The 19974-nt window shown below is 59.7% G+C and carries 20 protein-coding genes and 1 pseudogene; 6 read left to right on the top strand and 15 right to left on the bottom strand.

What is annotated here, in order from left to right:
• Nucleotides 1-14 precede the first annotated feature (14 nt).
• The 5 genes and pseudogenes from A7D21_RS05815 to A7D21_RS05795 all read left to right on the top strand — a co-directional run.
• Nucleotides 15-140, top strand: a pseudogene (locus A7D21_RS05815) (potassium channel protein); the annotation flags it as partial.
• Nucleotides 127-801, top strand: a complete 675-nt coding sequence (locus tag A7D21_RS05810) for a DUF2491 family protein (RefSeq protein ID WP_069551231.1) — start codon at nucleotides 127-129, stop codon at nucleotides 799-801. The pseudogene A7D21_RS05815 and the gene A7D21_RS05810, both read left to right, overlap by 14 nt.
• A gap of 15 nt (nucleotides 802-816) precedes the next feature.
• Entirely contained in the window at nucleotides 817-1245 is a 429-nt protein-coding gene (locus A7D21_RS05805) for a DUF350 domain-containing protein (RefSeq protein WP_053258214.1), read from the top strand.
• An 18-nt stretch (nucleotides 1246-1263) separates the two neighbouring features.
• Nucleotides 1264-1977 carry a DUF1190 domain-containing protein gene (locus tag A7D21_RS05800; protein WP_069551230.1) on the top strand — a complete coding sequence of 238 codons (714 nt, stop codon included), beginning with the start codon at nucleotides 1264-1266 and terminating at the stop codon, nucleotides 1975-1977.
• A gap of 12 nt (nucleotides 1978-1989) precedes the next feature.
• A complete protein-coding gene (locus A7D21_RS05795; RefSeq protein WP_053258212.1) occupies nucleotides 1990-3147 on the top strand; it encodes a glutathionylspermidine synthase family protein in 1158 nt (385 codons plus the stop codon).
• Nucleotides 3148-3343: 196 nt separating this feature from the next.
• On the opposite strand, the gene ycaC is transcribed toward A7D21_RS05795, so the two are convergent.
• The 7 genes from ycaC to A7D21_RS05760 form a co-directional block, all read right to left on the bottom strand.
• Nucleotides 3344-3976, bottom strand: coding sequence for an isochorismate family cysteine hydrolase YcaC (ycaC, locus tag A7D21_RS05790; RefSeq protein WP_069551229.1), 633 nt, complete (start codon nucleotides 3974-3976; stop codon nucleotides 3344-3346).
• A 123-nt stretch (nucleotides 3977-4099) separates the two neighbouring features.
• The gene (locus A7D21_RS05785; protein WP_069551228.1) at nucleotides 4100-4480 is read right to left on the bottom strand and encodes a Zn-ribbon domain-containing OB-fold protein; all 381 of its coding nucleotides are present in this window, start codon (nucleotides 4478-4480) and stop codon (nucleotides 4100-4102) included.
• Between the two features lies 1 nt (nucleotide 4481).
• The gene (locus tag A7D21_RS05780; RefSeq protein WP_069551227.1) at nucleotides 4482-5660 is read right to left on the bottom strand and encodes a thiolase domain-containing protein; all 1179 of its coding nucleotides are present in this window, start codon (nucleotides 5658-5660) and stop codon (nucleotides 4482-4484) included.
• A complete protein-coding gene (locus A7D21_RS05775) occupies nucleotides 5657-7654 on the bottom strand; it encodes an acetoacetate--CoA ligase (protein WP_053258208.1) in 1998 nt (665 codons plus the stop codon). The genes A7D21_RS05780 and A7D21_RS05775 overlap by 4 nt, the downstream gene beginning before the upstream one ends.
• A 119-nt stretch (nucleotides 7655-7773) precedes the next feature.
• Complete coding sequence (locus A7D21_RS05770; protein WP_053258207.1) at nucleotides 7774-8502, bottom strand: TetR family transcriptional regulator; 729 nt, start codon at nucleotides 8500-8502, stop codon at nucleotides 7774-7776.
• Between the two features lie 74 nt (nucleotides 8503-8576).
• Nucleotides 8577-9872 (bottom strand): aspartate aminotransferase family protein, encoded by a 1296-nt coding sequence (locus A7D21_RS05765; RefSeq protein ID WP_053258206.1) that lies wholly within the window; start codon nucleotides 9870-9872, stop codon nucleotides 8577-8579.
• Complete coding sequence (locus A7D21_RS05760) at nucleotides 9856-11187, bottom strand: amino acid permease (RefSeq protein WP_232005429.1); 1332 nt, start codon at nucleotides 11185-11187, stop codon at nucleotides 9856-9858. Before A7D21_RS05760 ends, A7D21_RS05765 begins: the two co-directional genes overlap by 17 nt.
• 640 nt (nucleotides 11188-11827) lie before the next feature.
• On the opposite strand from A7D21_RS05760, the gene A7D21_RS05755 reads away from it, so the two are divergent.
• Nucleotides 11828-12064, top strand: coding sequence for a hypothetical protein (locus A7D21_RS05755; RefSeq protein WP_053258205.1), 237 nt, complete (start codon nucleotides 11828-11830; stop codon nucleotides 12062-12064).
• A gap of 65 nt (nucleotides 12065-12129) precedes the next feature.
• Here A7D21_RS05755 and fic read toward each other — a convergent pair whose 3' ends face one another.
• From fic to A7D21_RS05710, 8 genes are all read right to left on the bottom strand, one after another.
• Entirely contained in the window at nucleotides 12130-13251 is a 1122-nt protein-coding gene (gene fic / locus A7D21_RS05750) for a protein adenylyltransferase Fic (protein ID WP_053258204.1), read from the bottom strand.
• Nucleotides 13252-13747: 496 nt separating this feature from the next.
• Entirely contained in the window at nucleotides 13748-14518 is a 771-nt protein-coding gene (locus A7D21_RS05740; RefSeq protein WP_053258203.1) for a S24 family peptidase, read from the bottom strand.
• Between the two features lie 215 nt (nucleotides 14519-14733).
• Complete coding sequence (ppa, locus tag A7D21_RS05735) at nucleotides 14734-15261, bottom strand: inorganic diphosphatase (protein ID WP_003176323.1); 528 nt, start codon at nucleotides 15259-15261, stop codon at nucleotides 14734-14736.
• A 93-nt stretch (nucleotides 15262-15354) separates the two neighbouring features.
• Nucleotides 15355-16185: a zinc-dependent peptidase gene (locus A7D21_RS05730; protein ID WP_069551226.1), complete on the bottom strand. Its 831-nt coding sequence runs from the start codon at nucleotides 16183-16185 to the stop codon at nucleotides 15355-15357.
• 6 nt (nucleotides 16186-16191) lie between these two features.
• A complete protein-coding gene (locus A7D21_RS05725) occupies nucleotides 16192-16848 on the bottom strand; it encodes a DedA family protein (protein ID WP_053258201.1) in 657 nt (218 codons plus the stop codon).
• Between the two features lie 324 nt (nucleotides 16849-17172).
• Nucleotides 17173-17631, bottom strand: a complete 459-nt coding sequence (locus tag A7D21_RS05720; protein WP_053258200.1) for an N-acetyltransferase — start codon at nucleotides 17629-17631, stop codon at nucleotides 17173-17175.
• A gap of 88 nt (nucleotides 17632-17719) precedes the next feature.
• Nucleotides 17720-18556: an ethanolamine ammonia-lyase subunit EutC gene (gene eutC, locus A7D21_RS05715; RefSeq protein WP_053258199.1), complete on the bottom strand. Its 837-nt coding sequence runs from the start codon at nucleotides 18554-18556 to the stop codon at nucleotides 17720-17722.
• Entirely contained in the window at nucleotides 18553-19947 is a 1395-nt protein-coding gene (locus A7D21_RS05710) for an ethanolamine ammonia-lyase subunit EutB (RefSeq protein WP_069551225.1), read from the bottom strand. Before A7D21_RS05710 ends, eutC begins: the two co-directional genes overlap by 4 nt.
• Nucleotides 19948-19974 lie beyond the last annotated feature (27 nt).

The raw sequence follows: 19974 nt of genomic DNA, 5'->3' as shown, positions 1-19974 counted from the left end.
GCTTTCACCGCTTCGGTTACCGCGCCAACGCGGCTCGACACCCCTCAATCAACCCGCCTGGCGCCACGCGCGTTGAAGGCGGCGAACGCTTCTACATCGCCTCCACCCGCCTCAAGGAAATCTCCAATGGGATGGTTTAAACAGTTGATGGGGCTTGAGGCCCCGCAAGCGAATACAGAATCGAAATGGACCGCAGGCCAAACCCTGCCGGCCACGGGCCCGTTGGGCCTGGCGCCGGGCAAAGGCGTGATGTTCGACACGAGCCTGAAATTGCTGCTCGATGAGAAAACCACGGTGGTGATCCCCGGCTCCCAGGAAATCTGGGCCAACGGCAGCGTTGACCTCGGGCAATCGACCTGGCTGTCGCGCTACTACATGAACGACGAAGATTACTGGCTGCAGGTGCACACCACCGGCGAGATCGCCGGGCAGGTCGAGTCGGTGATCCTGTTCAACTACCTGAGCGTCGTCACTATCAACAGTGAAGCGGAACTGCGTCGGCTGGCCGGGCCACAAAGCCTGATCGGGCTGCCGACCTACACCCACGACGGCGTCGAATACGCCCGCGTGTGGGGCAGCGAGCCTGGCCAGACAGAACTGGTGGCGATGACCGAACAGGTGATCAACCCCGAGACCGCCTACACCGTCGAGCACCGTTCGATGCTGTACGCCCGCGACACAGGCCTGACCGATCGTCGAGAGTTTTTGCTGTTTTCCGTCGAAGAAGACGCCGAAGGCACCATCAGCCTGAGCACCTCGCTGGGCATTTCGCTGTACACAACCGACCTGACTGCGCTCTAAAAAAGGAACACGTCCATGCTAGAAGCTCTCTCCATCTCTCTGAACAAGGCGGCTGTGTTCGGGTTTGTCACCTATATCCTCGGGGCTGCGATCATTTTCGCGCTGTTCCAGTTCATCTACACCCGCGTCACCCCGCACAAGGAGTTCGAACTGATCCGTGCCGGCAACGTGTCGGCGGCGGTCGCCCTGGGCGGTGCCATCATCGGTTTCGCCATTCCGGCCAGCAACGTGATTGCCTACTCGATCAGCATCCTCGACTTCGTCGTCTGGGCGGTGATCGCCGCCGGCGTCCAACTGTTGGCCTTTCTGCTGACCAGCCTGGTGCTCAAAGGCACGTCCGAGCGCATCAAGAACGGCGAACTCGCGGCCGGTATCTACGTGGCCGCCGTGGCCATCAGCGTCGGCATGTTGAATGCCGCGTGCATGACGCCCACCCAGTACTGATTGCGCACGGAGCTCTCGATGAAACGAAGCAAGTACGTCCAGCTGTCGCTGGCAGCGTCGGTCGCCATGGCGATATCCGGTTGTGGGCCGACGGAAAAAACCTACGATTTGCAGAAGAAGTACAACTTCCAGTCGGTTCAGCAATGCGCCGATGAAAAGCTGCCGGTCGACGTGTGCTCGGACGCCTACATGACGGCCATGGCCGAGCATCGCCGCATTGCCCCGGTGTACGACAGCCAGACCGATTGCGATGCCGACTTTGTCGCCGGCTGGTGCCAGCAGGATTCCACCGGCAAGTTCATCCCCAAACTCGGCGGTTTTGAACTGACCGCCGCCGGCCAGGTGACCCAATCCCAGGTCGATGCGGCCAATGCGCAAGCCGGCGGTTCCCAAGCGAACAGTGGCGGCTCAGGCTTCTCCACCAGCAGCCTGCTGACCGGCCTGCTGATCGGCAACATGCTCAGCAACAATCGCAACAGCTACCGCTCCGAGCCGGTGTATCGCTATCGCGATGATCGCGGCAATTACGGTAACTCGACGCTCAACCAGCGGGTCTCGAATGGGGCGACATTCGGCCGTTCGAATCAGTCCCGGTACGGCAGCAGCAATTACACCAACACGCTGCGCTCCTCCAGCAAGCCGGTGTCCGTGGCGTCCTCTACCTCGCGTGGCGGCTTTGGCAGCAAAGCCAGCGCCCGCAGCGGCTGGGGCGGCGGTGGGTCGAACAGTTAAGGAAACCGGGCCATGAAGAAGATCCACTGCGCAGAACGTCCTGACTGGCAACAGACTGCCGAGAGTCTCGGCTTTCTGTTCCACACCATCGACGGCGAACCCTACTGGGACGAGCGCGCGTACTACCAATTCACGCTCGAGCAAATCGAGCGTGACCTCGAAGACCCGACCACCGAGATCCATGACATGTGCATGGACCTCGTGGCCCGCGTGGTGCAAAGCGAAGAGCTGCTGGAACGGCTGAGCATTCCTGCGCCGTTCTTCGACATGATTCGAACCTCATGGCTCGAAGGCCACCCGCACCTGTACGGGCGCATGGACTTCTCCTACAACGGCACTGGGCCCGCCAAACTGCTCGAACTCAACTACGACACGCCGACCAGCCTCTACGAGGCGGCGGCGTTTCAATGGGGCTGGCTGGAACAATGCATCGAACGCGGCCTGCTGCCCAAGCATGCCGACCAGTTCAACAGCATCGACACCAAACTGCACCAGGCCTTCGCTCAATTGCAGGTCAACCAACCGTTCTACTTCGCCTCGATGAAAGACTCGGTCGAAGACAAAGGCACCACCGACTACCTGCGCCTCGTCGCGGAAAAGGTCGGCATCGAATCACGCCACATCGACATCGAGGACATCGGCCTGACCAGCGACGGCCGTTTCGTCGACCTCGAAGATCGCTGGATTCCCCACCTGTTCAAATTGCACGCCTGGGAATTCATCTTCCACGAGCCCTTCGGCACCGCGATTGCCCAGTGCGATACGCAGTTTTTCGAGCCCGCGTGGAAAGCCATCCTCTCCAACAAAGGCATCCTGCCGCTGTTGTGGGAATTCAATAAAGGCCACCCGAACCTGCTCGCGTCCCACCTGGATACCGACCCCGGCAAAGCCGTGCCAAAAGGCTGGGTGCGCAAACCGTTCTTCTCCCGCGAAGGCGCCAACATCGAACTGCAAACCGCCGACGGCCTGATCGTAAAAGAAGACGGCCCCTACACCGATGCGCCGTTCATCCTCCAGGAGTTCGCGCCGCTGCCGCGCTTTGGCGACAGCTACACGCTGATCGGGTCGTGGGTGATTGGCGATCAAGCCGCAGGGATTGGCGTACGGGAAGACAATAGTTTGATTACCAAAGATTCCAGCCGGTTTTTGCCGCACCTGATCCTCGACTGAGTAAGGGCAAACACCGCGTCTGTGGTGAGTGGGCTTGCCCCAATACTCAAAGCAGCGAAGATCAAATGTGGGAGCGGCGGTGCGACGATTCGACTTGCTCGCGAAGACGGTGTATCAGTCACCGAATTTATCGACTGATTCACAGCCATCGCGGGCAAGCCCATTCCCACAGTTTTTTGAGGGCCGCCCCTCAACCTCAGCCCTGACGCGCCGTCACCGCCGCGTACCCATTCATCAAATTCCGATAGTTAGGAATCCGCTGAGACAACAAATTCCCCAACCCTTCCATGTCATTGCGCCAGTCACCCTGCAACTCACACGCCACCGAAAACCAATTCATCAACTGCGCCCCCGCCCGGGTCATCCGGCTCCACGCCGCCTGCTGCACCGTGGTATTGAACGTGCCCGACGCATCCGTCACCACAAACACCTCAAACCCTTCCGCCAGCGCTGACAACGTCGGGAACGCCACACACACATCCGTCACCACACCCGCAATGATGATCTGCTTACGCCCAGTCGCCTTGACCGCCTTAACGAAATCCTCGTTATCCCACGCATTAATCTGACCAGGGCGCGCGATATACGGCGCCTGCGGGAACATCTCCTTCAACTCCGGCACCAACGGGCCATTAGGGCCTTGCTCGAAACTGGTGGTGAGGATGGTCGGCAAGTTGAAGAACTTGGCCAGGTCCGCCAGGGCCAGCACGTTGTTCTTGAACTCGTTGGGGGAGAAGTCCTGCACCAGCGAGATCAGCCCGGTTTGGTGGTCGACCAGCAGGACTACGGCGTCGTCTTTGTTCAAACGGCTAAGGGTTGGCGTGCTCATGGTTGAATCCTTTTTTTGTTTAGGTTGGGTTGGCGTTGCGTTCAACATGGGCACAGATTAATGGGTGAGTTAGCAGTGATAAATCGGCTGGCGCGTGTCTTACCGTCAACTCAAAAAGGACAATCAAACCGATGGAACAAACACGGGGACTTTTTGGCCGTTCGGCGTGGGTGCAAACGCCACCTTGAGCCGTTGCCCGATGCGCAAGCGGTGCGCAGCGTCACACTGGATGACCGACAACACCGTTGGCCCTTCGTCGAGCATCACGTAGGCAATGCAATGCACGTCGTCTGCGCGCCCGCTATAGCTGAAGCTGTACAAGGTGGCGCCACCGCTGGCGACGATCCAATCGGTTGCGGTGCTGCCGGTGAAGGGGCTGTGATCGCGGGGGTAGTAGTAGGCCTTGCCGGTGTCCAGGCAGCGGCGTAGCAACAGTTGGTCTTGATTGGCCGCGGCCCAGAAGGGCGCACTTTCCGGGGTGATGTGCGGTGAGGTCAGTGGCATATCAGAGGCGCTCCAGTATGAGTGTGGCGCTGCCGTGGCGTGAACCCAGCAGGCCGCCGGTGCCGTGGGCCAGAGCCAGTGCGCAATGCGGCCGTTGAACGGCCGGGTGCGCTTCGCCGCGCAACTGGCGCACGGCCTCGATCAGCCTGGCCATGCCGCCGCGATGGCCGGGGTGGTTATTGCACAGGCCGCCGCCGTCAGTGTTTACCGCCAAGGGGCCGACACCGCTGATCAACTTGCCGTCGGCGACAAAGGCGCCGCCTTGGCCAGGGGCGCAAAAACCGAGGTTTTCCAACTGGATCAATACGGTGATGGTGAAGCTGTCGTACAGCGAGGCGTAGTCAATATCGCCCGGTGTCAGGCGCGCCTCGCTGAATGCGTCGGCGCCGGATTGCGCGCCGCCCGAGGTCAGCAGGTCGAAGTAACCACCGTTCAGATGGTTAATCGCATAGCCCGAACCGATAGGCGTAATCAGCGGCCGTTTGAGCGAGCGCGCAATGGCCGGATGGACCAGCACCAGCGCGCCGCCGCCGTCGCTGATCACACAGCAGTCCAAGCGCCGCAAAGGGGCGGCGATCAAGGGTGAACTCAGTACGTCTTCCACCGTCACCACATTGCGCAACATCGCCTGCGGGTTGTGTTGGGCATGGTGCGACGCCGCGACTTTTATCCAGGCCAGTTGCTCGGCCGTGGTGCCGTGTTCGTACTGATGGCGCATGGCGCACATCGCGTAGAGGTTGACCACGGCAGCGCCATAGGGCGTTTCAAACGGCGCTTCACACGCGCTGTACGCGGGGTCTGATGCGCTGCTTTGCGGACGTTGGCGCTCGGCACGCGGGCGCCCGGCCTGGGTGATCAAGGCGACGCGGCAGCGCCCATCGGCGATGGCGCGTGCAGCCTGGGCGACTTGATGCATGTAGGACGAGCCCCAACTTTCCGTCGTATCCAAATGGCGTGGCTGGATGCCCAGGTACTCGACCATGGAGAACGGCCCTACGCCTGGCGCCCCCCAGCCCGGCACATCACTGGCGCAGAAATAGCCGTCGACATCACCGAGGCTCAGCCCTGCATCCTCCAGGGCGCCGCGTGCCACATCGGCATGCAACTGCGCCAGGGAGCGGTCCGTGGCGTGACGGGTAGGGTGTTCATAGGCTCCCGCGATATAAGCTTTACCCCTCATGGCTGGCAGCTCCGGGCGGCGTATTCGATAAAGAACTCAAGCGCCTGCGGGTCACGCATGGCGCTGGGGTTGGCGACTTTCTGCGGGTCGTGCCCCATCAGGATCCGGCGTACCGGCACTTCCATTTTTTTCCCGGTGAGGGTGGTGGGAATCAGCGGTACAGCCAGGATGCAGTCCGGCACATGCCGAGGTGTGCACGCCAGGCGCAGGCAATCATTCACGCGTTGCTGCAAAGGCTCATCCAACACCGCGTCGGCACGCAGCTGGACAAACAGCGGCATAAAGAAACCGCCCTGGGGCAAATCAAGGTTAACGATCAGTGCATCCTCGATTTCTGCGATGTGCTCCAGCGCCCGATAAATCTCCGCCGTGCCGATCCGCACGCCAAAGCGGTTCAGCGTCGCATCGGAACGCCCCAGCACCTGGCAGCCGCCGCGTGCATTGAGTAAAAAGAAATCCCCATGGCGCCATACGCCGGGCCACGGCTGAAAGTAGCTGTCGCGATAGCGCTCGCCCGTGGGGTCATTCCAGAAGTACACCGGCATCGACGGCATGGGCGACCTCACCACCAGCTCGCCGACTTGATCGATCACCGGCTGGCCGTGCGCATCAAATGCATGGGCATCCACCCCCAGGGCGCGCGCCTGGATCTCGCCGGCATACACCGGCAAGGTCGGTACGCCACTGAGCAGCCCGGTGCAGATATCCGTACCGCCGCTGCCCGTGTTGACCCACACCGCCGCGTTCAGGTTGCGATAAAACCATGCATTACACTGCGGTGAAACCGGCGACCCCACCGGCATTACCGTGCGCAGTGCGTGCAGGTCAAAACGCTCGCCGGGCACTATGCCCTCGCGCTGCATCAGCTCTATGTAGGTGGGGCTGGTGCCGAAAAAACTCGCCCGGCTGTCTTGCAGGATTTGCCACAGCGCATCGGTGCCTGGCCAGGTGGGATGGCCGTCGTAAAGCACCGGGCGAACACCGCAGAGCAAGGCGCTGAACAAGGTGTTCCACATCATCCAGCCGGTGGTGGTGAAAATAAAGGCGGTGTCACCCGGACGAAAATCCAGGTGCAGATGCAGTGCTTTGAGCTGCTCCAGCAGAACCCCGCCATGGCTGTGAACGATGGCTTTGGGCACCCCCGTGGTGCCGGACGAGAACAGTACCCACAACGGATGATCGAAGGGAACTTGCGCGCACTGGAAATCGGCGGCGGGCACACTGGGGCGCCGGCGCAAACTGTGCCAGTCGATGGCGTTAGCCAGCGTCAATGGCTCATCAACAAACAGCGTCGGCAGCACAATCACCTGCTGGATACTGCCTAACTCGTCGACGATCTGCCGGACCTGGTCACGCCGGTCAAACGCCTTGCCGCCATACCGGTAGCCGTCCACCGCCAACAACACTTTCGGCGCTAATTGCCGCACCCGATCCAGCACACCCTCACTGCCGAAATCCGGCGAGCAACTGGCCCAGATCGCACCGATGGCTGCGCAGGCACACAGCGCAATCATCGCCTCGGGGATGTTTGGCAGGTAAGCCACCACGCGATCACCGGGCACTACGCCGAGCTCTCGCAGATAGCTGGCGAGCGTGCGTACTTGGTCGGAGAACTCAGCCCAGGGCAAGCCCTGCAAGGCGGCGGATTCGCTCAGGTAGAGCAGCGCATCGCCTTGCCGTTCGTTGCGCAAAATGTGTTCGGCAAAATTCAGCTGCGCGCCGGGAAACCACTCAGTACCCGGCATCCTGCGATCACCCAGCACCGCGTGGTATGGGCTACTGGCCTGCACCCTAAAGTGATCCCAGATCGATTGCCAGAAAGCGTCCAGATCATCGACCGACCACTGCCATAGCCCGTGGTAGTCGACAAAGCTCAGCCCGCGCTCGCGTTTGAGCCAAGCCAGGTAATGCGTGAGGCGGGTAGGTTGGATATGTTCAGGGGAGGGCTGCCAAAGCCGTTGGCCCTGGACCACTTCGTTGAATGCAGTCGCCACGATTAAAGACCTCTGACGTTTTTGTTTTTAGGGTCATGGGGTATTCATACGTGGCGGACTGTAACGCCAAATTGTACGGCGTACAATTAATGGGCTTTCTGATTATGTTGTGCGATTTTTCAGTGACGCGCCGCCAGGGTTTCCAGGCCGCAGAGGAAGGTCTCGACATAAAACGCAAAGCTCTCATGCAGCGGCGCGTGCACACCATTTTGCCAGCGCAGGCTGAAACCGCGGTTGCTCAGTTGGTTCATGTTCTGCGCAAGGGTCGGGTGCTGCTCGGCGTCAATGGCCTGCAGGCTTTCCTGTACTTGGTGCTGCCACGCCTCGGTGTCCTCCGGCAGCGGGGCGAACTCCAAGGTGGTGAAACCGGCAAGGGCGGCGATAAAGGTGTTGTAGGCGCCAGCCAATGAAGGCCCGCTGAAACCCGCTTGCTGCAATGCCGCCAATACGCCTTCCACCAACTTGAAGTCGGTGCGGGTGTTGGAGACCAGTTGCGCACCAAGCAACGGCGCGACATTCGGGTGCTGGTGCACAGCGTTATGGCAATTAACCAGGGTGGCGCGAAGGTAGTCCTGCCAGCGTTCCTGAGGCTGCGGTGCGACCTGTTCGAGGACTTTGGCCAACACTTCGCTCAACAGCAATTCACGTGACGAGACGTACCAGTAAATGGCCGTGGGGTACACGCCCAGGCTATTTGCCAAGTTGCGCAGGCTGCATTTTTCCAGGCCTTCGCGGTCGATCAACGCCAATGCAGCGGCGATAATCGTGTCTTTATTCAGTTGGTTTTGCGGGTCTTCGCCAACGGTTTTTTTACGCCTGCCTCGTGGGTTTGCGGTTTTGCTGGTCATGGACGTTGTTCCGGTTGAGCGACGGCGAAAGGATAGCCGGTCGTCGATTCGCTGTCGCTCTTCCAGGTAGGGCGTCAGTCGCCGGTCAACATGCCGCCATAGCGTTCGACAAAAGCCTGTGTAGCGTTAACCAGCCGATTCATTTCGTGCTCGGTCAGCGGCAGGCTCAACGCAAACAGCCCGCGCCGCGCACTGTAGATCCCACCTTCAAGCAGGTGGAAAAAGAACAGGTCCCGTAGGCTGTTTCGGTCTGTCGGGATATCCGTGGGCCGCAGGATCGGCCTGCCCGTGGGATGCAGGTTCATCACTGAACCCTGCCCGGTAAACTGCATCGGCATGCAGGCGAGCACCTCGTTCAGTTGCTCGCGTAACCGGTCGCCCCTCGCATTCAACGCAAGGGCTTGCTCACGGGTATACACCTGCTCCAATCCAGCGATACCCGCCGCCATGGTCAGTACGTTGTTGTTGAAGGTGCCTGCGTGAGAGAGGCGGCCATGGCGCGGATCGAACTGCGCCATGATGTCTCGTCGGCCACCCAACATGCCACAGGGCATCCCGCCGCCGAGGTATTTGCCCAGGGTCATCAGGTCCGGCTTTATACCGAGCTTTTCCTGTAAACCGCCTGGGCCAAGGCGTGAAGTCATCACCTCATCGAACACCAGCAATATCCCGTGTGCACGGCTCAACGCGCGCAAACCCTCGAGAAAGCCCGGCGCGGCGCAGATACAGCCACCGGCGCCCAACATCGGCTCCACGAGGATCGCCGCACACGCGCCAGGGTGCTCAAACAGCAAACGCTCGACACTGCGTAGATCGTTGTAATCCGCCAGGTACACGCGGTGGGGCACATTCATCGGCGTGCCTGGCCCGGCAAAACTCAGCACGCCGCCGTGATAAGCGCCGTTAAACGCGATGACGCCGTCGCGCCCGGTGTAGGCCCGTGCCGCCGCCAGCGCGAGCAGGTTCGCCTCGGTACCGGAATTGGTAAAGCGCACCTGTTCGATACAACCGAAGCGCTCCACAATCAGCGTTGCCAACCGCGCTTCCAGTTGCGTGTGGGCGCTGAGGTTCAGCCCGTTCGCCATCGCCGTCGTCAGCGCCTGGATGATCACCGGGTGAGAGTGCCCATACAGCGCTGCGGTGTATTCGGCGAGAAAGTCGACATAACGATGCCCGTCCAGGTCATCCAGAAAACAGCCCGTCCCGCCCGACATCACCAACGGAAACGGCTCATAAAACAGCACTGAGCGGGTATTGCCACCCGGCATTACCCGCGCGGCCAAGTCCAGTTGCCGGGCGCTGTTGGGGTTGGCGTGGGTGTAGCGGTTGATGCAGTGCTGCAACACGGACTTATCAGGCGCTGTGAACATCGCTCACCTCCTTGGATGCGTTGCGCTTCGGATACACCAGCAGCAACAGCGCAAACCAGGCCGCCGCCACATAAAACGCCGTGCGCGTCTCCGGGTCGCGAATCACCAGCACCGTCAACCCAGCCAAAAACAACAGTACCAACACGCTGCTGCCCCGCGCCCACGGCAAGCGATACGCCATCAGCGGCAACTCACCGCGCTGCACCTTGCGCCGATACGCCATATGCGTGGCGATGATCACTGCCCACACCCAAATCAACAGGCCCAAAATGCCGGTGATTAATAGGTTGAAAATACGTTCCGGCATCAGATAGTTCAGCAAGACCCCCACCAGCAAAATCGCAGTCGACACCATCAAACAACGCGCCGGCACCTGGCGCGGGCTCAACACCTGCAATTGACGGGGTGCCTGCTGAATATGCGACAGCGCAAACAACATCCGGCTGGTGGCAAACAACCCGGTATTGCACGACGACGCCAGCGCGCTGATCACCACAAAATTGATCAACCCGGCCGCAACCCCCAGGCCAATGCTGTCGAACACCCTCACAAACGGGCTTTGCGAGGTATCGATCTGGTTCCAGGGGTAAAGGGCCATGATCACCGCGATCGACCCGATATAAAAAATTGCCATCCGCCAGATGATGCTATTGATCGCTCGCGGCAATGTGCGCTCCGGGTTGGCCGTTTCCGCCGCGACCAAGCCAATCACCTCGACCCCGGCAAAGGTAAACGCCGCCAACGGTATCGCGTACCAAAAGCCACTCCAGCCATTCGGGAAAAACCCGCCGTGCCGCCACAGGTGGGTGATTGAAGGGGGGGGCTGCGACGATGTCTCCAGCCCGAACAGCAGAATCGCCAAGCCTGCAGCAATCAGCCCGACAATCGTCACCACCTTGATCAACGCCAGCCAGAACTCCACCTCGCCAAACGTCTTCACCGCAAACAAATTGATCACCATCAACACCACCGTGGTGACCAACGCCGGAATCCACTGCGCCAACTCCGGGAACCAATACTTCATCAACAAACCGATCCCCGTAACCTCCAGCACCCCCACCAGAATCCAGATCAACCAATACGACCACCCGGTGATAAACGCCACCCGCGGCCCCAAAAACTCCTCTGCATACGTTGCAAACGACCCGCTACCGGGCCGGTACAACGACAACTCCCCCAGCGCCCGCGCAATCAAATAAACCATCCCCCCACACAACGCATACGCCAGCAACAACGCCGGCCCCGCCGTGGCAATTGCCTTGCCCGAACCCAGAAACAAACCGGCCCCAATAATGCCGCCGATAGCAATCAACATCACATGACGCTCCTTGAGCGACCGTGCCAAGCCATGGTTGGAAGAGTGAAGCGGTGGTGTGGACATCAGCATTCCCCGAGCTGTATTGCACAGCAGTAGTGAGGTGGCCCGGCTCAGACCGGATTTTATTGTACGGTGTGCAATAAGCAGGTTTTGGGCCAAATGCCAAACGTGGCGGCGAGCGGTTTTTAAAGGGGCTGTTTAGCTATGTTTGTAGGAAGGATTCTTGGGGTGATGTTGATTCGGGGGAGGAGGCAAACGTGTCACCTGGGGAAACAGATGGGTGGGGGGGGATACGGTCGAGTATTGGGGCGATTTTCAAAGGCCAGCAGGGCGGATCCCTTTCATTTGCAGGACGTTTCCTAGAGAATTCCAGTCGCTTGCGCCAGCTAAACTCCGCGACTAGGCTGCGTTCCGTCACTGCCTATTCAGTGATCGGGTTTAGTCGCCCGGATTCGATTGGCGCATAAGCAATTCATGAGTCAGGCACCCCTTCGCCTGCATCTTATGGTGGCTGTGCGCAGGGCACCTCCGGGTGCGCCGGGTTCCCAATCGACCGGTCGACTAACCTGCGTACAGCTGCCGCCTTTCGTTTAGTCGCGGATCTTGGCAGCTCCAAATTATCGATTGGAGTTTTGCTATGGATAACGTTGTATCGGATTCGCCGTCATCGGCCGCGACTCAGCCATTTACTGTCAATGAAGAGCTGAGCTTTGAAGATGCCTGGCTGCGTGTGGCCGAGTTGCTGCAGTGCGCGGTGGCTACCTCGCAGGCACTGGGTGAACCGCTGGGCGCGCCGCATCGGGCGGTGATGCATTTGGTTGAGATGGCGAAGATGGTGGCGGATCGGGCTGTGGAGTGTTTGCAGCCGAAGTAAGAAAACGTCGCCTGTTCAGTCTTCACCGTGCAGGCGATTCAATACTCAATGTCCTTCACTACGGCTCAGGTGTACGTCTTGAAGTCGTTGCTGTCGCGAATCAGTAGCTGCATCAGCTTTGGATGAATGAAGAGCTTTTCCTTGCCAACCTGAACCTCCTGTAGAACGCCAATGGAGACCAACTCTTTGAGGTAGCGGGAGGCGGCCTGGCGTTGAGCGATCTGCTTATCCACGACGTTGCTAATGCGGCAGTAGGGTTGCTCGAAAATCACATCCACTAATTCGCGGGTATAGGTTTTCGGCAGACGTTCACGAACAAACTGGCTGGTGTGTTCGGATAGGCCGCGAATAGCGGCAATTTTGGCGCTGGTCCAACGGGCGGTTTCCTCTACGGCGGTGAGCATGTAGAGCAGCCAGGGCTCCCAGGCTTGCTCGCGGGTCACATCAAGCAGCAGTCGGTAGTAATCGGCTCTATGCGCAATGATGAAATGGCTGAGGTAGAGAATCGGCAGATTCAGCAGACCTTCCTGAATCAGGTACAGGGTATTGAGTACCCGGCCGGTACGGCCATTGCCGTCGGTGAACGGGTGAATGGCCTCGAATTGATAGTGCCCCACGGCCATTCGTACCAAAGGATCGAGGTCTGTCTCGTTGTGTAAAAAACGTTCCCAATTGGCTAGCAAGTCGCGTAAGCGATCTTCGCCCTCTGGTGGCGTGTAGATGATCTCGCCGGTGCGGTCATTGGCTAGCTGGACGCCTGGTACACGGCGAATGTCCATGTTCACGCCCTTGAGCGTGCGACAGATTTCTACTGCCGTGCCTGTGGAGAGTGGGCGCTCAGCCAACGATTGGTAACCGTTATGAAGAGCCTTGCGGTACCGCAGGGCTTCTTTGGTCGCGGGGTCCGCGTGATTTGCTCCATCCTGGGCATGCTGGAAGAGCAGGTCCGTGGTGGTGACGATACTTTCAATCTCGGAGCTGTCCTTGGCTTCCAGCAAGGGGATGGTATTGATCAGCATCGTTTGGTTAGGGATCAGCTCGGCAGCTTGTTTCAATTCGGCCAAGGCTGCGCGGGCCTCAATGCAGCGTTTGAGTACTGCCCGGGTTTCCAGCTGTGCTGACGGCGGTAGTGGCGGAAGCTGGTTGTAAGGCTTATCGGCTTGCCATGGGAAATGAGGTGTTGTCATGGATGAGAGTGTGTCCACGAGGTTCATTTATAGGCGAGGTCGCTTTCATAAGCGCTCTCTCATGGCGTCAGTGTAAGCATGTGGGTGTCATGTGTCGCTATTTTATGATTTTTGCGACATGTCTTGTTCTTGTGTCGCTGGCGGCGACACTTTAGCTATGAGTCAACGAGCTAGGCGGCTATTAATTGAGGCGCGCGCTTTAGAATAGAGTTTTTGCGGAGTAAGGGTGATAGTCGCAGCGTGCCTACTTGCCCCAGCAGGTACCAATGCGTTTTTGAGGTTAAAAGGGCATTAAAAAGCCGGCTTGTGGCCGGCTTCTCGGGGACTGCCTCAGCTTGTTTTTGACAAACCTCACCAGCCTTCAAATCGCTCAGCCAACTTACCGTCTGGCTGAATAGTAGGGGCATCAGCGGGAACTCCTCCGCATCGCCAAGCAGGGTGGATAGCGCAAAGCCACCCCCTGCCAAATGTGGGCGGCATGATACCCACATTCATTTCAAATGCCTACCTCCGGGTCCGATTTAGAGCCTTCCCAGCCCAGCAGGTGTTCGTCCAGTGGCACCGGTCGGCGGTTGTTGAGGGTGGACCACCAGAACACCCAGCCGACGATCTCGAAGTTCTGTTCAAAGCGTTGTTCGTGGGTGAGGTATTCATCGGGGTGTTCGCTGGCGTTGTGGCTGCGCATGCGCAGGCCGCCGCCGGGGCGGTTGTAGAGGTATTTGATGCGCAGCATGCCGTCGTGTTCGACGGCGTAGATTTCGCCGTCGGTGATTTGCGTGCGGCCGCGGTCGATGGCGAGGGTGGCGCCTTGTTGAATGATGTCGATCATGCTGTTGTCGACCATGTAGGCGCCTACCGCGCGGTCGGGGTTTACGTTGAGGGTTTCGAGGGTGTGCAGGGAGACGCGGATGCGTTCGCTGGAGGTGAAGGTGGGGTGGAGAGGAATCTCCACGTCGATTTTTTCCGGGAGGCAGGCGGGGCCTGTGAGGTATTTGCCGCTGTCTTCGCGGGTGCGCAATCCTTTGGCGGTGTCCGGGCCTTCCAGCAGGAAGTTGGCCGGTGGGTGTTTGAGGCCTTCGCCGGTGCGTAGCCAACGGCTGGAGACGCAGAGCAGTTCTGCGATCTCGTTGAGTCGGGCCATGGGCACGCCGCGTTTGAACCAGTTGTTCACGTGTTGAGGCGTGACACCGCGGTTCTTGGCGAAGTCGGAGGCGGAAAGATGAACTTCCCGCAGTAGTGCTTTTAGTCGATCACCTGATGTATTCATAAACGCAGAGTTTACTGGCCGAAAAAATACATCAAATAAACTATGCGTTGAATTGCGCGTGTAGGGATTTGCTTAGTTGTAGTCCGATATTTCAGAGTTCTAACTTGGTTAAACGCTGCGCATTAAACATTGAACTTTGAGTTTAAATTTTTCCCACAAAAAAAGCCCCGAATCGTCGGGGCTTTTTTGATTGCCAGGGCAATGAGGAGCGGGTATCAGCCTTTGTAGGCAGCGACCGACTTCATGATCTCGGCGCGGGCGGCGTCTGCGTTGCCCCAACCGTCGATCTTCACCCATTTGCCTTTTTCGAGGTCTTTGTAGTTCTCGAAGAAGTGCTTGATCTGTTCCAGCAGCAGTGGCGGCAGGTCAGTGTATTCCTTCACGTCCACGTACAGCTGGGACAGCTTGTCGTGGGGTACCGCGATAACTTTGGCATCGCCGCCGCCGTCGTCGGTCATGTTCAGGATGCCGACTGGGCGTGCGCGGATCACCGAGCCTGGGGTTACCGGGTAAGGGGTTACCACCAGCACGTCGAGGGGGTCACCGTCGTCAGCCAGGGTGTTCGGGATGAAACCGTAGTTGGCCGGGTAGAACATCGGGGTGGCCATGAAACGGTCAACGAACAGGCAGTCACTGTCTTTGTCGATTTCGTATTTGATCGGCGCGTGGTTGGCCGGAATTTCGATGGCGACGTAGATGTCGTTCGGCAGGTCTTTGCCAGCCGGAATCTTGCTGTAGCTCATTGGGCGTTGCCCCCGTAGTTGGCCATGGAACATGGCCGGATTGGCCTAAAAGTGGCGGCGATTATAGGCATATTCTGACGCCGACGCTATGCGTCAGACGTCGTGTGGCGCGTGGCGTTCAGTCTGATAGCGGGTGTCGCTGGCTTGCAGCTGGGTCAGGCGGGCCAACGGGTCCTGGCGATAGAAGCGACTCAGTTGCGCGTACACCTGGGGATAAGTGCTGACCAGTAAATCCGGTGCGCTGAAAAAATATTCGCTGGTGACCGCAAAGAACTCTGCCGGGTTTTCGGCGGCGTAGGGGTCTATCTCGGTGTCGGCGTGCGGGTTGGCGTCCAGCTGGCGGTTGAGGTCGTCAAAGGCGCTTTGCATCACGCTGGCCCATTCCTGCACGCGCATGTCGTGGTGCAGCGGCGGCAGGCCGTTGGCGTCGCCGTTGAGCATGTCGAGCTTGTGCGCCAGTTCGTGGATCACCAGGTTGTAGCCTTCCCACTGGCCGCTGGCCAATACGCCGGGCCAGGCGAGGATCACGGGGCCTTGTTGCCAGGCTTCGCCGCTGTGTTCGCCGTCCCACTCATGCTCGACGCCGCTGGCATCGCGATGGCGCTGGGGGCTGAGGAAATCGTCGGGGTACAGCACGATTTCGTGGAAACCTTGGTACCAATCGAGGTCGCCGAGGTTCATCAGCGGTAATTGCGCCTGGGCGGCGAGCAGCAGGCGTTGTTCCTGGTGCAGGTCGACGCCGGGCAGGGCGGTGAGGTGTTTTTCGGCGAGGAACACCACGCAGGCTTCGCGTAACCACTGGTCTTGCTCGGCGCTGATGCCGTCGAGGAAGGTCAGGTGGTGCCGCACCCGTTGCCAGGTGTCATCGGCAATCGGGTGCTTGGCCAGCAGGCGCCGGCGACGCCAGGCGCTGAGGGACCACATCGCGGGTTACTGCGGTTTGGCTTCGGAAGACGTGCGGCCAAAGCGGCTGCGGACCACACCGATGATCATCGGCACCAGCGACAGCAGGATGATGAACACCACCAGCAGCGAGAGGTTTTTCTTGATAAACGGCACGTTGCCGAAGAAGTAACCCAGGGTCACCAGGCCACCGACCCAGATGATGGTGCCGAACACGCTGAAGCCGAAGAAGCGCGGGTAGGGCATTTTGGCGATGCCGGCGACGAACGGCGCAAAGGTGCGCAGGATCGGCAGGAAGCGCGCCAGGGTCACGGTTTTGCCGCCGTGCTTGTCGTAGAAGTCGTGGGTTTTTTGCAGGTAGTCGCGGCGGAAGATTTTCGAGTTCGGGTTGCTGAACAAGCGTTCCCCGGCCGTTCGTCCGATCACGTAGTTGGTACTGTCGCCGAGGATAGCTGCGAGCATTAACAGGCCACCCAGCAGTACCGGGTCCATGCCGCCGCCTGCGGCGATGGCGCCGGCAATAAACAGCAAGGAGTCACCGGGCAGGAAAGGCATGACCACCAAACCGGTTTCGCAAAAGATAACCAGGAACAGAATGGCGTAGATCCACACTCCGTAGTTTCTTACCAGCATGTCGAGGTACACGTCGAGATGCAGGATAAGGTCGAGCGGGTTGAAATCCATGGATGGCACCTGTGTGAATGGCCCGGCTCAGCAGGCCTGTGCGGAAGCTACGGGTAAGTTAGGCTACAAGCTTATGTCGCGATTCTTACAGCTCTGAGAGGTCCGCATTATACGGATTGAGAGGTGAAAAGCGTGTTGGTTTTGTAGCGGGGAGTGTCGCTGGTAGCAAGGCTTTACACCGATCTAAATGTTGCTCAGATGTAAATGTGGGAGCGGGCTTGTTCGCGAAAGCGGTGGGTCAGTCGAATCTTTATTAACTGATACACCGCTTTCGCGAGCAAGCCCGCTCCCACAGGGGGATCTATGGTGGTTGGGCTAACAGCGTCAGTCCTCACTGATCGGCAACACGTAGTTCTTGAACTCCGTGTCTTCCCGAAACCCGATCGACTCGTACGTCTTCTGCGCCACGTCATTGTTGCTGCTGGTCGACACCCGCAGCCGCACCGCGTGAGTTTCCTTGGCCATTTTTTTCGCCGTGCGCATCAGGTTATCCGCCACCAACTGCCGGCGGGCGTCTTCAGCCACGTAGATGTCGTTGAGGATCCATACCCGTTTCAGCGACAGCGACGAAAAGCTCGGGTATAGCTGGCAAAACCCAAGCAGCCTCTTGTCGTCGTCATCGGCCAGGGCCAGGTAGATCACCGACTCCTTTCGGCGCAGGCGCTTTTCCAGAAAGGCTCGCGACGAGTCCGGGAAGGGCAAAGCCCCGTAGAACTCGCGGTATTTGACGAACAGAGGCGTCAACAGGTCCAGGTGTTCCAGGGTCGCTTGAGTAATCCGCATGCCAGGCCTCAACTTCCAAAGGGGTATGACCACACACGCGGCCGTGACTGGATGCTGCCTAATGGTGAAAAAAAGTGCAATCGCGCTGCTATTGGTCATCCGGTGGGCTGAGTAGGAAATTGCCTTTCATCAGGTCGGGATCATCGGATTCGAGGGTCATCACCTGCGCCTCGTCCTTGAGATTGACCCCCGACAGCTGCCGACGGCACGCCTCTTTCATCAAGTACAGCAAGCGATGCGCGGCCATGCCGTAGCTCAACCCCTCAAGCCGTACGTTGGAGATGCAGTTGCGATAGGCGTCGGTCAGGCCGACCTTGGGGTTGTACGTGAAATACAGGCCCAGGCTGTCCGGCGAACTGAGCCCCGGGCGTTCACCAATCAAAATCACCACCATCTTGGCGCCGAGTAACTGGGCGACTTCATCGGCGACCGCCACACGGCCTTGTTCCACCAGGATCACGGGCGACAAGGACCAGCCTTCGGCGTGGGTCTGTTCTTCCATGCGCGTAAGAAACGGCAACGTATGTTTATGCACGGCCAGCGCCGACAGACCATCGGCCACCACGATGGCCAGGTCTACGCCGCCAGGGTTGGCCGCCGCGTAGTCGCGCAGGCGTTGCGCCGACTCATCACTCAAGCGCCGCCCCAGGTCCGGGCGTTGCAGGTACATATGGCGGTCAACCGCAGCGCTGTGCAGCAACAGGCTGTCGCGCCCACGCTCGGCCATCTGGCTGCTCAGGCCCGCGGCGTCGAAGGGCAGGTGCACTGCGTCGCGCGCCTGGGCGTGGGCGAACTGGAAGTCCAGCTGCGCGCCGGTGGGGATGCTGGTGCCGGTGCGGCCCAGGGCAATGCGCGCCGGGGTCAGGCGGCGCAGTTCCAGCCACGGATTATCAGGCAGTTCTACTTGCACGGGCGGCTCCTTCATCCCAATTGCTTCAAGGCGTGGCGAAACGCCGGTGGCAGGCTGTTGCCGAAGTGCACTTTGCCGTCGGCTTGCGTGAAGATGCCCATTTTCGCCAGCCACTGTTCAAACTCCGGCGCCGGCTTTAAGCCCAGTGTCTGGCGGGCGTACAGGGCGTCGTGGAACGAGGTGGTCTGGTAGTTGAGCATGATGTCGTCGGAGCCGGGGATGCCCATGATGAAGTTGATCCCGGCCACGCCCAGCAGGGTCAGCAGGGTGTCCATGTCGTCCTGGTCGGCTTCGGCGTGGTTGGTGTAGCAGATGTCGCACCCCATCGGCACGCCGAGCAGCTTGCCGCAGAAGTGGTCTTCGAGGCCGGCGCGGATAATCTGCTTGCCGTTGTACAGGTACTCGGGGCCGATAAACCCGACGACGGTGTTCACCAGGAACGGTTTGAAATGCCGCGCCACGGCGTAGGCACGGGTTTCGCAGGTTTGCTGGTCAACGCCAAAGTGCGCGTTGGCCGATAAGGCGCTGCCCTGGCCGGTTTCGAAATACATCAGGTTCTGACCCAAGGTGCCGCGATTCAGGCTCAAGCCCGCCTCGTAACCTTCCTGCAGCACGCTGAGGCTGATGCCGAAACTGGCGTTGGCGGCCTCGGTGCCGGCAATCGACTGAAACACCAGGTCCAGCGGCACGCCACGGTTGATGGCCTCGATGGAGGTGGTGACGTGGGTCAGCACGCAGGCCTGGGTCGGGATTTCGTAGCGCTGGATGATCGCGTCGAGCATCTCCAGCATCGCGCAGATCGAGGCGATGCTGTCGGTGGCCGGGTTGATGCCGATCATGGCGTCGCCGTTGCCGTAGAGCAGGCCGTCGAGAATGCTTGCGGCGATGCCGGCTGGTTCGTCCGTAGGATGGTTGGGCTGCAGGCGCGTCGACAGGCGCCCGCGCAGGCCCATGGTGCCGCGAAATTGGGTGACCACGCGGATCTTCTGCGCGACCAATACCAGGTCCTGCACGCGCATGATCTTGGAGACGGCGGCGGCCATTTCCGGGGTCAGCCCCGGCGCCAGGGCGCGTAGGCTGTGTTCGTCGGCCGCGTCACTGAGCAGCCAGTCACGCAGGCCGCCGACGGTCAGGTGGCTGACCACGCTAAACGCCGGTTTATCGTGGGTGTCGATGATCAGCCGCGTGACTTCGTCGTTTTCGTAGGGGATCAGCGCTTCTTCCAGGAAGTGTTTCAACGGAATGTTCGCCAACGCCATCTGCGCGGCCACGCGCTCGCCGTCGTTCTGCGCGGCCACACCGGCGAGGAAGTCTCCGGAACGCGCTGGGCTGGCCTTGGCCATCACGTCCTTGAGGCTGTCGAAGCGGTAGGTTTGAGTACCCACCGCGTGGGAAAAGCTTGCCATACAGTGTCTCCTTGGCGACGCGGGCAG

It is taken from the genome of Pseudomonas sp. AP19 (assembly GCF_001728855.1).
GTDB lineage: Bacteria > Pseudomonadota > Gammaproteobacteria > Pseudomonadales > Pseudomonadaceae > Aquipseudomonas > Aquipseudomonas fluorescens.
This window is presented reverse-complemented; position numbering and strand designations above follow the sequence as displayed.